The 14,554-nt window shown below is 65.1% G+C and carries 14 protein-coding genes; 9 read left to right on the forward strand and 5 right to left on the reverse strand.

The genetic code is table 11. From position 1 onward, the window contains the following. The first annotated feature begins 34 nt into the window (after positions 1 to 34). Positions 35 to 436, forward strand: coding sequence for a peptide-methionine (R)-S-oxide reductase MsrB (gene msrB / locus B5D62_RS16055; RefSeq protein ID WP_085934923.1), 402 nt, complete (start codon positions 35 to 37; stop codon positions 434 to 436). Between the two features lie 66 nt (positions 437 to 502). Here the strand turns inward: msrB and B5D62_RS16060 are convergent, their stop codons facing one another. Genes B5D62_RS16060 through B5D62_RS16075 form a run of 4 tightly spaced genes read right to left on the reverse strand, consistent with a single transcriptional unit; the run spans position 503 to position 4,102 of the window. Next, on the reverse strand, positions 503 to 1,477 hold the full coding sequence (locus tag B5D62_RS16060; RefSeq protein WP_085934924.1) for an alpha/beta fold hydrolase: 975 nt from the start codon (positions 1,475 to 1,477) through the stop codon (positions 503 to 505). Continuing rightward, entirely contained in the window at positions 1,474 to 2,469 is a 996-nt protein-coding gene (locus B5D62_RS16065; RefSeq protein ID WP_085934925.1) for a YeeE/YedE family protein, read from the reverse strand. The genes B5D62_RS16060 and B5D62_RS16065 overlap by 4 nt, the downstream gene beginning before the upstream one ends. Before the next feature lie 9 nt (positions 2,470 to 2,478). Next, positions 2,479 to 3,348 carry a metal ABC transporter permease gene (locus B5D62_RS16070; protein ID WP_085934926.1) on the reverse strand — a complete coding sequence of 290 codons (870 nt, stop codon included), beginning with the start codon at positions 3,346 to 3,348 and terminating at the stop codon, positions 2,479 to 2,481. A gap of 10 nt (positions 3,349 to 3,358) precedes the next feature. After that, the gene (locus tag B5D62_RS16075; protein ID WP_085934927.1) at positions 3,359 to 4,102 is read right to left on the reverse strand and encodes a metal ABC transporter ATP-binding protein; all 744 of its coding nucleotides are present in this window, start codon (positions 4,100 to 4,102) and stop codon (positions 3,359 to 3,361) included. A 234-nt stretch (positions 4,103 to 4,336) separates the two neighbouring features. Here B5D62_RS16075 and B5D62_RS16080 point away from each other — a divergent pair, with 234 nt between their 5' ends. The 5 genes from B5D62_RS16080 to B5D62_RS16100 all read left to right on the forward strand — a co-directional run bounded on the left by B5D62_RS16080 (position 4,337) and on the right by B5D62_RS16100 (position 9,935). Next, on the forward strand, positions 4,337 to 5,092 hold the full coding sequence (locus B5D62_RS16080) for a DUF1223 domain-containing protein (protein WP_170920968.1): 756 nt from the start codon (positions 4,337 to 4,339) through the stop codon (positions 5,090 to 5,092). Between the two features lie 57 nt (positions 5,093 to 5,149). Next, on the forward strand, positions 5,150 to 8,431 hold the full coding sequence (locus B5D62_RS16085) for a helicase-related protein (protein ID WP_085934929.1): 3,282 nt from the start codon (positions 5,150 to 5,152) through the stop codon (positions 8,429 to 8,431). A gap of 20 nt (positions 8,432 to 8,451) precedes the next feature. Further along, positions 8,452 to 8,706, forward strand: coding sequence for an RNA-binding S4 domain-containing protein (locus B5D62_RS16090; protein ID WP_085934930.1), 255 nt, complete (start codon positions 8,452 to 8,454; stop codon positions 8,704 to 8,706). 66 nt (positions 8,707 to 8,772) lie between these two features. Continuing rightward, complete coding sequence (fdxA, locus tag B5D62_RS16095) at positions 8,773 to 9,108, forward strand: ferredoxin FdxA (RefSeq protein ID WP_085934931.1); 336 nt, start codon at positions 8,773 to 8,775, stop codon at positions 9,106 to 9,108. Positions 9,109 to 9,407: 299 nt separating this feature from the next. After that, complete coding sequence (locus tag B5D62_RS16100) at positions 9,408 to 9,935, forward strand: CarD family transcriptional regulator (RefSeq protein WP_085934932.1); 528 nt, start codon at positions 9,408 to 9,410, stop codon at positions 9,933 to 9,935. Between the two features lie 83 nt (positions 9,936 to 10,018). Here the strand turns inward: B5D62_RS16100 and B5D62_RS16105 are convergent, their stop codons facing one another. Then, positions 10,019 to 11,416 carry a M48 family metalloprotease gene (locus B5D62_RS16105; RefSeq protein ID WP_170920969.1) on the reverse strand — a complete coding sequence of 466 codons (1,398 nt, stop codon included), beginning with the start codon at positions 11,414 to 11,416 and terminating at the stop codon, positions 10,019 to 10,021. 112 nt (positions 11,417 to 11,528) lie between these two features. Here B5D62_RS16105 and pip point away from each other — a divergent pair, with 112 nt between their 5' ends. The 3 genes from pip (at position 11,529) to grpE (ending at position 14,276) form a co-directional block, all read left to right on the forward strand. Further along, positions 11,529 to 12,542: a prolyl aminopeptidase gene (gene pip, locus B5D62_RS16110; RefSeq protein ID WP_085934934.1), complete on the forward strand. Its 1,014-nt coding sequence runs from the start codon at positions 11,529 to 11,531 to the stop codon at positions 12,540 to 12,542. Continuing rightward, the gene (locus B5D62_RS16115) at positions 12,542 to 13,603 is read left to right on the forward strand and encodes a TauD/TfdA family dioxygenase (RefSeq protein WP_085934935.1); all 1,062 of its coding nucleotides are present in this window, start codon (positions 12,542 to 12,544) and stop codon (positions 13,601 to 13,603) included. The genes pip and B5D62_RS16115 overlap by 1 nt, the downstream gene beginning before the upstream one ends. A gap of 82 nt (positions 13,604 to 13,685) precedes the next feature. Beyond that, on the forward strand, positions 13,686 to 14,276 hold the full coding sequence (gene grpE, locus B5D62_RS16120) for a nucleotide exchange factor GrpE (protein ID WP_085934936.1): 591 nt from the start codon (positions 13,686 to 13,688) through the stop codon (positions 14,274 to 14,276). Positions 14,277 to 14,554 lie beyond the last annotated feature (278 nt).

Raw genomic sequence — 14,554 nt, forward strand, 5'->3', positions numbered from 1 at the left:
GTGAGCGGAGATCGGCAGTCAATCGGAGGACATCATGAGCACCAAGACCCCCATCGACAAAAGCGATACCGAGTGGCGCCAGGAACTCGATCCGCTGCAGCACCATGTGCTGCGCAATCATGGCACCGAGCGGCCTTTCACCAGCCCGCTGAACAACGAGAAGCGCACGGGCATCTTCCGCTGTGCCGGTTGCGGCGAACCCTTATTCGACTCGTCGACCAAATATGAAAGCGGCTCGGGCTGGCCATCCTTCTGGGCGCCGATGGGCGCTGCCGTCGACACCTCGGTCGATCAAAGCCACGGCATGACGCGTGTCGAGGTGCATTGCGCCAAATGCGGCGGCCATCTCGGTCACGTCTTCCCGGACGGCCCGCAACCGACTGGCCAGCGCTACTGCATGAACGGCGCGGCGCTCAAGTTCGAGGAGAAGAAATAGTCATATCGTGCACCGCGCGCTTCCCGTGCGGAGATGGATCGCCTGGAAGCGCGCGGTTCCGAAGATCTAGAGCCCCTTCAGGAATGCGATCAGCAGCCGGTTGACCTCGTCGGCGCGCTCCTGCTGCACCCAGTGGCCGGCACCGTCGAGGATATGGCTGCCCTTCAGACCGGGCAGAGTCTTGGGATAGGCGTCGAGCTGCGCCTGAGCCGCCGGAAACCTGAGGACGCCATCGCGGCTGCCAGCGATGAACAACGATGGCTGACGGATCGGTTGACCGCGCCACGGTGCCGCCAGTTCCCAGTTGCGACGCAGGTTGCGATACCAGTTGAGGCCACCGCGGAAGCCGGTGCGGGAGAATTCCTGGGCGTAATAGTCGAGATCCTCGGACCGCAGCCAGGCCGGCAGCGCGGCCGGATCGACCGTATTGCCGAGCAAGGACCCGGCGGTGAGCCGCGCAAATCCCTTGCCCTGTTCGGTGACGTCGCCGCTCGCCGCATAATAGAGGCGACGCAGGGCGCCTTTGATGTCCTGCTGCAGCTCGGCCTCGGGCACGCCGGGCTTCTGGAAATATTGCAGGTAGAAGTCGTGGATGCCGAGCTTGTCGAGCGCAGTCAGGATGTCGACATGGCCCGGCGGGGCGTAGGGCACGCTCATGCCGCAAACGGCCGGAAAGAGGTCGGGCCGCCAGAGCGCGGCGTGCCAGGCGACTGGCGCGCCCCAATCGTGGCCGACGATATAGGCCTTGGTCTCGCCCAGCGCCTTGGTGAGTTCGGCCATGTCGCCGACCAGATGATGCAGCGTGTACTGGTCAATCGGCTCCGGCGACTCCGTGCCGCCGTAACCGCGCATGTCGGGCGCCACGCAGCGGAAGCCAGCGGCAGCCAGGGCCGTCAACTGATGCCGCCAGGAATACCAGCTCTCCGGCCAGCCGTGGCAGAACAGCACCAGCGGTCCGCTGCCGATCTCGGCGTAACGCATGTGGATGTTGTTTGCCGTGACCGTCTTGAGTGCCACGCCAGGAACCGGTGAAGCCGTCATGCCTGTCTCCTCCAACGCCATTTGAACGTCGCCGCCGCCGCCACGACCATGGCCGGGACGGCGATGAACGAGGTCGGCGCCAAGGACGCGACGCCGGTGAGACCATTGCCGATCGTGCAGCCCAGCGCCAGTACGCCGCCCACTCCCATGAGCGCCGCGCCGAACGCATAACGCAAGATGTCGACCGGCCGATCGAACCCCACCAGTTTGAAGTCGCCCTGCAACGCCACGATGACAGCCGCGCCCACCAGGATGCCGGCGACAAAGGCGATTCCGAAATTGATCTTCGCTCCGGTCCAGATCAGCAGATAGACCAGCGCATCGCCACCGGCGCGGGTGACGTTGAGGCTCTCCACCGGCAGCGGATCGAACTCGTCAGCCAGGAGCGTCGTGGCGAGGTAGCCGGCCGGGACCAGCAGACCGATCAACAGACCCGCCACCAGATGCCGTGGCGGCACACGGCGCCAGAAAGCGCCGACGAGCGCCAACGCGGCGACGATCACGCCGACAGTCGTCGGCAAGGTTTGCCGTCCGAGCGGCGTCGAACTCAGCGCCATCAGCGCACTGCGCACCGGCGCGAGGATGCCGCGGATCGTGGCATAGGCGACGAGCGCGAAGACGAGAAAGGAAATCGCCGATCGCAGATTGCCGCCGGCCATGAGCACCAGCAGGCGCGTGCCGCAGCCGCCGGTCAGCACCATGCCGACGCCGAACAACGCACCGCCCAGCAGGGCGCCACCCCAGAATAGGCTCTGCGGCAGCACCACCGCCCTCGACAGATCGAGGCGGCCCGTCAGGACCAGCGCCTGGACGCCGAGAAAGGCCACCGCCATCGCCAGCAGGAAACTGCGCAGCCGTGGCGCCTCGGGGATCGTGAGAGTGTCCTCGACGGCGCCGCGCAGGCAGAAGCCGGACCAGCGGGCCAAGGCTCCGAAGAGCGCGCCAATCACGAAAGCCGCAAGCGCGACCGCGGCATTACTGTCCAACGACATGAAGACAGGTTATGCCCGAAGGTGCACGCGCTGCGACAGCCTTGCCCGCACCGAGGCGCGGGAGCCCAGGAGCAACGAGCCAAGGAAGAACAGGCTGGCAATCAGCACGATGACCGGGCCGGACGGCAATCCGGCATGGAACGATACCAGCAGGCCGATCGTCGCCGACAGAAACGCCATGGGGGCGGCGATCGCGGTCATCGACCACACTTCGCGCGCCCAGAACGAGGCCGCGACGGCCGGCAGAAGCATGAGGCCAAGCGCCATCAGCGTGCCCAGCGCCTGGAACGAGGCCACCATGTTGAGCACGGCGAGCGCCAGAAAGAGATAATGATAACGTGAGCCCCTTACGCCCATGGCGGCGAGGAAGCCCGGGTTGAAGCATTCCACGACCAGCGGCCGATAGATCGCGGCAAGCCCGGCCAGGGTAACGGTCGTCGTCGCTGCCACCAGTATGAGGGCCGTGTTGTCGACAGCGAGAATGGCGCCGAACAGGATGTTCATCAGATCGATCGCCGAACCGCGGAAGGAGACGATCATCACGCCGAGCGCCAACGACGTCAGATACGCCGCTCCGAAGCTCGCATCCTCGCGCATGCTGGTGAACCGGGCGATCGCCCCGGAGGCCAGCGCCGTGGCGATGCCGGCAAGAAATCCGCCGAGACTCATTGCCGGAAGCGAAAGGCCGCCCAGGAGAAAGCCCAGCGCCGCGCCGGGCAGCAGCGCATGCGCCAACGCATCACCCATCAGTGTCATGCGCCGCAGGATCAGGAACACGCCGATCGAGGCGCCGCCCATCGACAGAGCAAGGCTTGCCACCAGCGCGCGGCGCATGAAGCCGAAATCGGCGAACGGCCCAATCAGAAGATCGTAGAGCATGGGCCGCCGATCAGGCGCTCAAGCGCATCGGCATGTCGCAGGCGCCGGCATGTTCGTCCCACGCTTCGGCCATCGCCCGCGCACGCAGGAGGTTCTCGGCCGAGAGCACCCGCTCGGTCGGTCCCGATGCCACGAGTTCGCGGGCCAACAGCAGGCTGTTGGGAAACTCGCGCCGGACCTGATCGAAATCGTGCAGAACGGCAACCACCGTGCGCTTCTCCGCGCGCCAACGCCGGATCACGACCATGAGATCGGCCACCGTCTTGGCGTCGACCGCGGCGAAAGGCTCATCGAGCAGCACGAGATCGGCGTCCTGCAGCAACAGGCGGGCGAACAGCACGCGCTGGAACTGCCCAACCGACAAAGTGTCGATGGGCCGTTGTTCGAAGCCGGCGAGTCCGACCGCCTCGATGGCACGCCAAGCGTCATTGAGATCGGTCTTGGTGACCGCGTCGAAGCCGCCGAAGCGCGTCCAGCCGCCCAGCAATACGGTGTCGAACACCGAGATCGGGAAGCTGCGATCGATCTCCGCCTGCTGGGGAAGATAGGCGATGCGCTGCGCGTGGCATTCGATCCGGCCCTCGATCCGCGGCGCAAGGCCGAGCAGGGCTTTGAGGAGCGTGCTCTTGCCGGCGCCATTCGGACCGACGATCGCCGTCATCTCTTCGGCCGGGATGTCGACGGACACGTGGTGCACGGCCGGATGGCGATCGTAGCTGACCGTGACATCGACCAAGCGAAACGCCGGGTTCATGAGGGCCTCAGATGACTGCCCAGACGCAGAGCCACAGCAGCGCCGCCACAGCCAGTGCCGCAGCGACCCGGCTGGATGCGCTCATCGCGAGCAGGGCAGTGCCTGGTGAAACGGGCGTCGGCATCGGCAAATTTGTTATATTATCACCTTTTACGAGTCCAGCTGCCGCTAACCGTTTGTTGATTGGCCGAGAGCGTCCGATCTGTCCATTCTAGAACCATGTCGAGCGTGTCCATGCTTGGGCGCCGTCTGATCCTGACGGGTGCCGCAGCGTTCACGGCCACCGCACTTGCGAGCCGCCGCGAGGGCGCTGTCGCGCGCGAGGCCGCGGCTGGTCCATGGGCGGTCGAGCTCTTCACCTCGCAAGGCTGCAGCTCCTGCCCGCCGGCCGATCGGCTCCTGGGGATGTTGGCGCGCCGCGCCGACATCGTCGCGCTCTCCTATCACGTCGATTACTGGGACTATATCGGCTGGAAGGACAAGTTCGCCTCGTCGACCACAACGCTGCGCCAGCGCGCGTATGCCCGGAATCTGAAACAGCGCTATGTCTATACGCCGGAGATGGTGGTCGACGGCATCGTGCACCGGCCCGCGGTCACAAGCGCCAGCGTGGAAGACATGCTGGATCAGGCGCGCTCCCGTTGCCCCCGGCGCGCGACTCCGGAGCTGACCCACGCCGTCAACGCCCCACTCGTCATCCGGCTGGCGCCCTTCGATCTTGGCCACGAACCCGCCGACATCGCGCTGGCCGTATACGACCGTCGCGTCGCCACCAAGATCGGGGCCGGCGAGAATGACGGACGAACGCTCGAGAATTTCAATATCGTGCGTCATTTCGAGGTCGTCAGCCGCTGGGATGGCAGCTCGGCGCAATGGACCGTGCCGGCGGATCGCTTCGGACCCGAGCAAGGCGTCGCGGTCCTGGTCCAGCGCGCCAATCAGGGCCAGATCATCGGCTGCAACAAGCTCGAGCCGATTGCGACCAACTAACGCCTGGGGCCGATTCGCGGCCTTGCTTCGGCCGCAGACGCGGGCGAAGGTGGCCCCATGTCGCTCAGCAGCGCTGCCGGCCGCCTGACCGCCGTTCTCGGTCCCACCAATACCGGCAAAACTTATCTCGCCATCGAACGCATGCTGGGACACGAGTCCGGCATGATCGGTTTCCCGCTGCGCCTGCTCGCGCGCGAAAACTATGACCGGATCGTTCGGATAAAGGGCGCCCATCAGGTAGCCCTGATCACCGGGGAGGAAAAGATCCTTCCGCCGGGCGCGCGCTATTTCGTTTGCACGGTCGAGTCGATGCCCGTCGAGCGTACGGTTTCGTTCCTGGCCGTCGACGAGATCCAGATGGCCGCCGATCCCGAGCGCGGGCATTTCTTCACCGACCGGCTTCTCAATGCGCGCGGCACGAACGAGACCATGCTGCTCGGCGCCGACACGATCCGACCGGTACTGAATCGCCTGCTGCCCGACATCGACATCGTCGCGCGCCCGCGCTTCTCCAAGCTTTCCTATGTCGGCCCGAAGAAGGCGACTCGCCTGCCGCGGCGGTCCGCTGTCGTCGGCTTTTCCGCCAACGAAGTCTACGCCATTGCCGAGCTGATCCGGCGACAGCGCGGCGGCACGGCGATCGTCATGGGCGCCCTCAGTCCACGCACGCGCAACGCCCAGGTCGAGATGTTCCAGTCGGGTGAGGTCGAGTATCTCGTTGCGACCGATGCGATCGGCATGGGCCTCAACATGGACGTGAACCATGTCTGGTTCGCGTCATTGCGCAAATATGACGGGCGTAATCTGAGGCCGCTGCGCAACGTCGAGTTGGCGCAGATTGCCGGTCGTGCTGGCCGGCACATGAACGACGGCACCTTCGGCACCACCAGCGATGTCGGCGGGCTGGACCCCGAAACCGTGGAGGCCATCGAAAATCATCGCTTCGACCCGCTACGGGACGTGCAGTGGCGCAATTCGGCGCTGGATTTCCTTTCCGTATCGGCGCTGATCGGCTCCCTCAACCGGCCGCCACCCCATGCCGCACTCCAACGGGTGCGTGAGCAGGACGACCAGCTCGCCCTGCAGACTCTCGGCCAGCGGTCCGAGTTCCTGCCGCGCCTGCATGCGCCAAGCCGGGTGAAGCTGCTGTGGGAAGTATGTCAGGTACCCGATTTCCGCAAGACCATGACGGAGGAGCATACCCATCTTCTCGGCGAACTCTTCCAGCATCTGACGCAGGGCGGCGAACGACTGCCCGAGGACTGGATCGAAAGCCACGTCAAAAGACTAGAGCGCTACGACGGCGACATCGATACATTGATGGCTCGTATCGCACATGTGCGTACTTGGACTTATATTTCGCATCGAGCGGACTGGATTCAGCGCGCGGCACATTGGCAGGAACGTGCAAGAGCAATCGAGGACAAGCTTTCAGACGTGCTACATCAGCGCCTGACACAGAGGTTTGTCGATAGACGTGCCGCGTTGCTTGTACGAAGATTACATGATGAGGGTGAAATGACGACGTCGGTCGCCGAAGCGGGCGAGGTCATTGTCGAGGGCGAGCATCTCGGACGCATCGAGGGGTTCCGCTTCGTTCCTGATACGACCGAAGGCCAGACGGATCAGAAAGCCGTTCTGACTGCCGCCTTGCGCGCACTGCGCGAAAACCTGCCGACGCGGCTGCAGGCTTTCACGAGTGCGAACGACGGCGAGCTCGTTTTCGATTCGCAGCTGCGCGTCTGCTGGGGCGGTGGGCCGATCGCCCGCCTCGTAGCGAGTGGCGACACACTCGCCCCCAAGGTCGAGGCGCTGCCGTCGGATCTTCTCGACGGTCCCGCACGCGAGGAAGTCCGCAAGCGCGCCGCGACATGGGTGGAGACTCGCATCCGCCTCGGCCTCAGCGAGTTGATGGATGCACGCGCGACGCAGGAACAGCTGCCGCCGGGCGCTCGCGGCATCATCTTCCAGCTGTGCGAGCATCTTGGCGTGCTGCCGCGTCGACCGATCGAGCAGCAGCTGTCCGAGCTCACCGAAGAGGATCGCAAGGCCCTGGCCAAGCTGGGCGTGCGTGTGGGCGTGTACTCCCTCTATTTCCCCAGCATGCTGAAGCCGGTGCCGATCCGTCTGCGCGCTGGCCTATGGATGGTGGCGCATAATCGCGACAGCATTCCGCCGCTGCCGGCCGAGGGTCGCACATCGATCGATCTGCCGCGCGATGCCGAGCGCGAATTCTATGCCGCGATCGGTTATCTGCCGCTGGGTGCCCACGCGATCCGCGCCGACATGGTCGAGCGCCTGGCGGCGATGGCGCGCCAGTCCGTCCGCGAAAGCCGCGAAGCCGCACGCCGGGCGCAACAGCAGGAACGTAAGGCCGAAGGCGAAAAGGAAAAGCCCGCAGCCTCCGAGCTCGCAGCCCCCGAGGCGCCCAAGCCTTCGGCGGACGAGATCACGGAATGGGCCATCGTTGCAGCGGCCTTCGGCGAAAGCGAGCCGGAACCCCAAGGCGAGGCGGGGACGGCCGAGACGAGCGCCGGGGAGCTGGCGGCTGAGGCACCGCAAGCGCCAGAAGCTGTTGCGACCGCGGCCGAGGAAGTAACGGCCGAGACACCGATGGCCGAGCCGGTGACGGCCGAAGTCTCGTCGGAAGCGGCGCCGTCGCATGAGACGACTGCCGAGCAGCCGGTCGGGACCGACGAGACAGCGGCCAGCGAGCCGCACGCACCCGCCGCCCAACCGGCGGAATCAGCAACGGAAGAGACCTCCGGCGCGTCGGCCCAGGCCGAGGAAGGCCACGCGCCGCAACCCAGGAAGGATCCGCCGAAGCAGCTCCCGCCGGGCCATTTCCGCGCCACGCCCCAGATGATGTCGCTGGTTGGATGCTCGGAGCCGCAAATGGCCGACGTCCTGCGCGGCCTCGGCTATCGCGTTCTGCTTCCGACCGAAGAAGGCGGTCCGCACAGTTTCTCGGTCAAGCCACGCTTCCTGCGCGAGCGCGAGGAACAGCGCGAGCGGCAGCGCCAGCAGCAGCGCGACCACCGCGAGCAACGGCGTCGGGAGCGGCCCGAGCGGCCGAACGAACGGCAGTTTTTTGCCGACAGCCCTCGTCGGGAAGGTCCCAATCGCGGACCGAAACCCCATGGCCCGCGACCAGACCAGGGCAAGGGCGGCGGACGCGAGAACCGGTCGCGCGACGACCGCCCGCAGGGTCCACGGCAACGGCGGGACGACCAGGGTCCGGCGCTGCGCCTTTACGCCACGACGGAAAAGAAGGGCGAGGCGAATGCTGATTCGCCTTTTGCCAAGCTGCTGGAGTTGAAGCTGGGCGGAAAGAAATGACTGTCGGGTAACAGGAGCAGATGCGGCTCGACAAATGGCTTTGGCAGGCACGTTTCTTCAAGACCCGCTCGCTCGCCGCGCGCTATGTCGAGACCTCCCGCTGTCGCGTCGATGGACGCGTCACGGACAAGCCGCACGCGACCGTGGCTCCTGGCATGGTATTGACCTTCGCACTGGGGCCTCGCGTGCGTGTCATTCGGATAAAGGCACTTGGAGAGCGGCGGGGTCCGGCGCTCGAGGCCCGGACGTTGTATGATGAAATCGACGCAGCGTGATTTGGGAGCCTTGCGCGCGGCCTCGCCCCGCGTTAAGCACCCGGCCGCTCGTGTCAGGAGCTGTTGATGACGTATGTGGTTACGGAAGCTTGCATCAAGTGCAAGTACATGGATTGTGTCGAGGTCTGCCCGGTAGACTGCTTCTACGAGGGCGAGAACATGCTCGTCATCAACCCGGACGAATGCATCGATTGCGGCGTCTGTGAGCCCGAATGCCCGCCGGCAGCGATCGTGCCGGATACGGAAAAGGGCATCGAGAAGTGGCTGGAATTGAATCGCAACCTGGCGGGCCAATGGCCGAACATTACCCGCAAGGGCGAGGCGCCGGCCGATGCAGAAGCCCACAAGGGTGAGCAGGGCAAGTTCGAGAAGTACTTTAGCGACAAGCCGGCGGCGCGTTAGCGCACCGCTCCGTTCTTTACACGCCCTTACGCGCTTATTTGCGGGAGCCATGCACTTCGCGCATAGGCGGAGCGTTGCCGAAATGCAACATAGGGCGCGACTCCCGAGCATTTTTCTGTTATATGAATCTGGCTGGAAGTGATCCGGGTCCGGGTCGCCGCTGGCTCGGTCGCCGTATCGGTATCCGAAAGCAACTTGATTCACCGATACCAGGCATCGGGCTGACTGCGCAGGGGAGCGCATGCGGCGGGCCGCGGTATCGCTTTACGAAGGGGCGAAGTGTGAAGGGACAAGAGGATATGGCCAAGCCGAAGAAGACCGCGGCGAAGGCGAAGGAATTTGCTTTCGAGAAGGGCGACTTCGTCGTCTATCCGACCCATGGCGTGGGCCGCGTGATCGATATCGAGGCCAAGGAAATTGCCGGCCACAAGCTCGACCTGTTCGTGATCTCGTTCGAACAGGAGCGCATGATGCTGCGCGTGCCTGTGGCGAAGGCGAAGATCTCCGGGCTGCGTAAACTCTCCTCGCGCAAGATCATGGAAAGCGCTCTGGTGACGCTCAAGGGCCGTAGCCGCGTGAGCCGCGCCATGTGGAATCGCCGCGCCCAGGAATACGAAGCCAAGATCAACTCGGGTGATCCGGTATCGATCGCGGAAGTCGTGCGCGACCTGCATCGTAATGCCGGTCAGCCGGACCAGTCCTACAGCGAGCGCCAGATCTATGAGGCCGCCCTCGACCGTCTGGCTCGCGAGCTGGCCGCCGTCGAGCGCATCGACAAGGATCTGGCGACGCAGAAGCTGAACAGCGTTCTGCAGAAGGTCGCGTAAGCGACGCTCGCGAATAGTCAGGAAAAGGCGGCGGTCCGAAAGGCCTGCCGCCTTTTTCGTGCCCGGTTTCGTGCCCGCAGCTGTCAGGGCTGGACGATTTTGACCTGAGGCAAGCGCATCAGAGCCGCCGGCTGATCCACCCCGTTGAGGGTAAGCAGTCGATCCATCTTGTAGTCACGATAGGGCATGCGTGCCGCCAGGGCCTCCGGCGATGTCCCGGCGGAGGGGACGACGTGCAGACGCAGCGGCTGAAGGGCCGCAGCCTCGGCCTCCGAAAGGGTATGGAAGCTGCGCGTCGCGGCGACCATCGCCTCGATCTGGCGGTCCCGATCGGGGCCATCGCTCAATAGATTGAAGTAGCAGATCCCTTGGCCGCGCCGGATCAACACGTAGCGGATCTGCGCGAGACTGGTATCCGATCCGCGCGGCCGAGAGCCGATCGCTGCTTCGGCGCCGCCGATCTCCGTCGCCTGGATGTTGACCGGCGTGGGCTTCAATTCATTGCGCATCCACACGTCGAGCCGGCCGGGTACCTCTTCGTCCGTGCACGAGAAGAACATCAACGACCGGCCGCGGCCGACACCCAGGACGCCGTCATGGGCATTGAACAGCCTGAAGTCGGAAGGCGCGGTGAAGGCCAGGCGCATCACCGGATGCAGGAACGAGGATCCGCGAACGAAGCCCTCTTCCGGCGAATCGTCGACCGACATGCCCTCGACGGCCGTCAGATAGGGTTCGCGGCCCGAATCGCCGCGCTGGCGGGCCGCCGGAAGCGTCTGTAGGGCGGCAAGACGCTGCTCAGGATTGGGATGGGTCGAAAGGGCGCTACGGTCGGCCGTGTCCGACGACGGACCCATGATCTCGTCCTCCAGCCGCGCCTGGAGTTGCAGTTTCTCGATCAGCGTCGCCATGGCATCGCCGCGATAGCCGGCGTGGACGAGATAGCCCAGCCCGACCCGATCGGCTTCGAGTTCCTGGTCACGCGAATAGCGGCGCAGAGCCAACAAGCCGTCTCTCGCAACCGAGCGGCCCACGCTGACCGAGCCGCTCGCAATCGCCGCCTTCACCGCCGCGTCAGTCACGTCCCGGCGCACCCTTTCGCGCTGCGCGGCATGCTTCAGCTCGATGTGGCCGAGTTCGTGCCCGAAGGCGGCGGCCAGTTCGGCCTCGTCCTCGATCAGCGCAAGCAGACCGCGCGTGACAAAGACGTAGCCGGAGGAGATCGCGTGGGCATTTGGGATCGGATCGTCGAGCACATAGAAGCGAAAACTGCCCGGCAGGCGGGAATCGGCTACCACCCGCCGCCCGACGCGATCGACCAGGCTCTGCAGGTCGCGCGATGTATAGACCGGCCCGACCTCGCGCTCGATCTGCGGCGGCAGGGCCTCGGATGCGCCCGGCTGCGGCAGATTGTTGCCGCTCGTACAGGCGGTGGCGACAAAAAGGAGCGCGATCAGCGCCAGAATACTCCGAAAACCCACTATTCCTCCTCGGCGCCCATAGCGACCTTAGCGCCTAGACGATAGCCCTCGCAATGCGCGCGAGGCTGGAACATGAGCCGCCTCTGTGGCAGTGATGCGAAGGGATTTAAGCATGCCGCGTTCCGAGACACCGCTTCGCTCCGACCTGTTTCCGGAAATCTCGCCCTATGCCAGCGGGATGCTGGCACTCGACGGACGCCATACCCTGTACTGGGAGCAGAGCGGCAATCCGGAGGGCCAGCCGGTCGTCTTCCTTCATGGCGGCCCCGGTGCCGGCTCGGCTCCGGTCCATCGCCGTTTTTTCGATCCGCAATTCTATCGCATCATCGTGTTCGACCAGCGGGGATGCGGTCGCTCGATGCCGCTGGGTGACCTGCACGACAACACGACGCCGCATCTGGTCGCCGACATGGAGAAGCTCAGGGTCCATCTGGGCATCTCGCGCTGGCTTCTGTTTGGCGGCTCCTGGGGCAGCACCCTCGCCCTTGCCTACGGGCTGAAGCATCCCGATCGGGCGACCGGGTTCATCCTGCGCGGCATCTTCCTCGGCGGACGCTCCGAGATCGACTGGTTCCTGCACGGAATGCGGATGATCTTCCCCGAGGCGTGGCGTGAGTTCGCGGAGCAACTGCCCGAGCACGAGCGCACAGATCTGCTGGGCAACTATTATCGCCGGTTGGTCGATCGCAATCCCGACGTCCATCGGCCGGCGGCCCGGGCCTGGAGCCGCTACGAGGCCGCCTGCTCGACTCTCTATCCGACGACGCGGGCACCTTTCGAATCCGACCATGGCGGCTTTGCCCTCGCCCTGTCCCGGATCGAGGCGCACTACTTCGTCCACGGTACCTTCGTGCCCGAGGGTTGGCCCTGGACGGAGCTGGGACGCATCCGCCATCTGCCCTGCACGATCGTCCAAGGGCGCTACGACGTGGTCTGTCCGCCGGTGACAGCGGATGCTCTGGCACGCAACTGGCCGGAAGCCCGCTACGTCATCGTTCCCGATGCCGGGCACAGCGCCTTGGAGCCGGGGATTCGCGCCGCGCTCGTCAACGCCACGGAAAGCTATCGGCTGTCGATGTCCGACGATGCGATGTTCGCGCCGCGCTTTCCCTGGGAAACGGCCTGATGCCCCTGTCCTTCGAGCTTCCACCAGAACAGACCGGCCCGGCTGCCTGGTACGGTCCCGAGATGGCGCGGCGCGACGATTGGCTGATGCCGCTGTCGCCGGCCGACGTGGCCGAGGTCGAGGCCGCCGTCGAACCGCTCGTCGCGCGTGAAGCGGATATCGCGAGCATTTCCAAGGCCGAGTTTCCACTGCCGACGCTCGGCCCGAAGCTCTCTCGACGAATCAGGGACGAAGTGCTGAACGGCCGCGGTTTCCTGCTGATGCGCGGCCTGCCCGTGCAGCGCTGGACGATGCGCCAGTCGGCGACGGCGTTCTACGGATTGGGCACGCATCTCGGCAGCGCCCGCTCGCAGAATGGCAAGGGCCATGTGCTGGGCCACGTGCGCGATCTCGGCCTCGATGTGAAGGACCCGAACGTCCGCATCTACCAGACGCACGAGCGTCAGACCTATCACACGGATTCCTGCGATATCGTCAGCCTGCTCTGTCTCAAGACGGCGAAATCGGGCGGACTGTCGGCTCTGGTCAGTTCGACCACGATCTTCAACGAGATGCGTCGCCGCCGGCCCGATCTGCTCAAGCTGCTGTTTCAGCCTTTGGCAACCGATCGCAGAGGCGAGGTGCCGGAAGGGCAGAAGCCCTATTTCGAGATCCCGGTGTTCAACTGGCACGACGGCTTTCTGAGTGCGATCTACCAACGCCAGTACATCGATTCGGCCCAGCGCTTCCCCGATGCGCCGCGTCTCACGCCGCAGCAGGTCGAGGCGCTGGACATGTTCGATGCCCTGACCAACGATCCCAAACTGCATCTGTTCATGGAGTTCCGTCCGGGAGACGTGCAGTTCGTCCACAATCACACGCTGCTGCACGACCGCACGGCGTTCGAGGATTGGCCCGAGCCGGAGCGCCGTCGCCACCTGTTACGTCTGTGGCTGGCGGCCACCGATGCCCGGCCGCTGCCCGCGGTCTTCGCCCAGCGCTATGGCTCTGTGACCGTCGGCGATCGCGGCGGCATCATCGTTCGCGGCACGCGGTTGCAGGCGCCCCTCGATGCCGTCTAGGCGCAGGCGGGTTGACCAAGGGCTGGCGCGTCCCTAAGTGAAGGCCGCCTAAAGAAACCACTCGAACTAGGGATTAAAACGTATGGCCAGCGATCCAACCGCGGGCGACGCCCCGGCTGAGATGCCGGTCGAGAGCGCCGAAGACCTCGACATTCGTCAGCCGGCCGATCTCGAACGTCAGATCGAGCAGCTCAAGGCCGAGAATGCGGACCTGCAGGACAAGCATCTGCGTGCGATGGCCGAGGCGCAGAATGTGCGCCGTCGGGCACAGCAGGACATCGAGAAGGAGCGCAAGTTCGGCATCGAGCGCTTCGCCCGCGATGTGCTCTCGGTTGCCGACAATCTCGGGCGCGCCCTGTCGGCCGTACCGGTCGAGGAATCGCTCGACCCCGGCCTTCGCAATGTGATCACCGGCGTCCGGGCGACCGAACGCGAACTGCAGTCGGTGCTCGAGCGCCATGGCGTCACGCGCATCGAAGCGCTGGGCAAGCCGTTCAACGCCGAGTTCCACCAGGCCATGATGGAAGTCGAGGATCCGTCGGTTCCGTCCGGCACCGTCGTGCAGGAGCTGATCCCCGGCTATCTCCTGGCCGGCAGGCTGCTGCGTGCGGCGATGGTCTCCGTCTCCAAGGGCGGTCCGGCACGGACTGCCGAAGCCAGCAACGAACGCTGACCGGCCCGCATCGCACGGCGAACAGCGTCGGGATGCATCGACCTGGAAACCGTGGCAACGTGGTGATCTCGGCCGCTCGCTGACATGAGCGACCGAGCAGATCGGCACCAAAGGCTGCAATGGAGATCGGCTCTTGGACTAGATCTCGGCGAGGCCGAGATTTTCGTTAGTTTCCGGGCTTCCGGCCCATTGCAGGCAGCACGATAGGACCTATATAGCCCCTGTCCTGACCCGGGTTTTCCGGCAGGTAACAACATACGGGGATCCGTCCGGCGCTC

The sequence above is a fragment of the Enhydrobacter aerosaccus genome (assembly GCF_900167455.1).
GTDB classification, from domain to species: domain Bacteria; phylum Pseudomonadota; class Alphaproteobacteria; order Reyranellales; family Reyranellaceae; genus Reyranella; species Reyranella aerosaccus.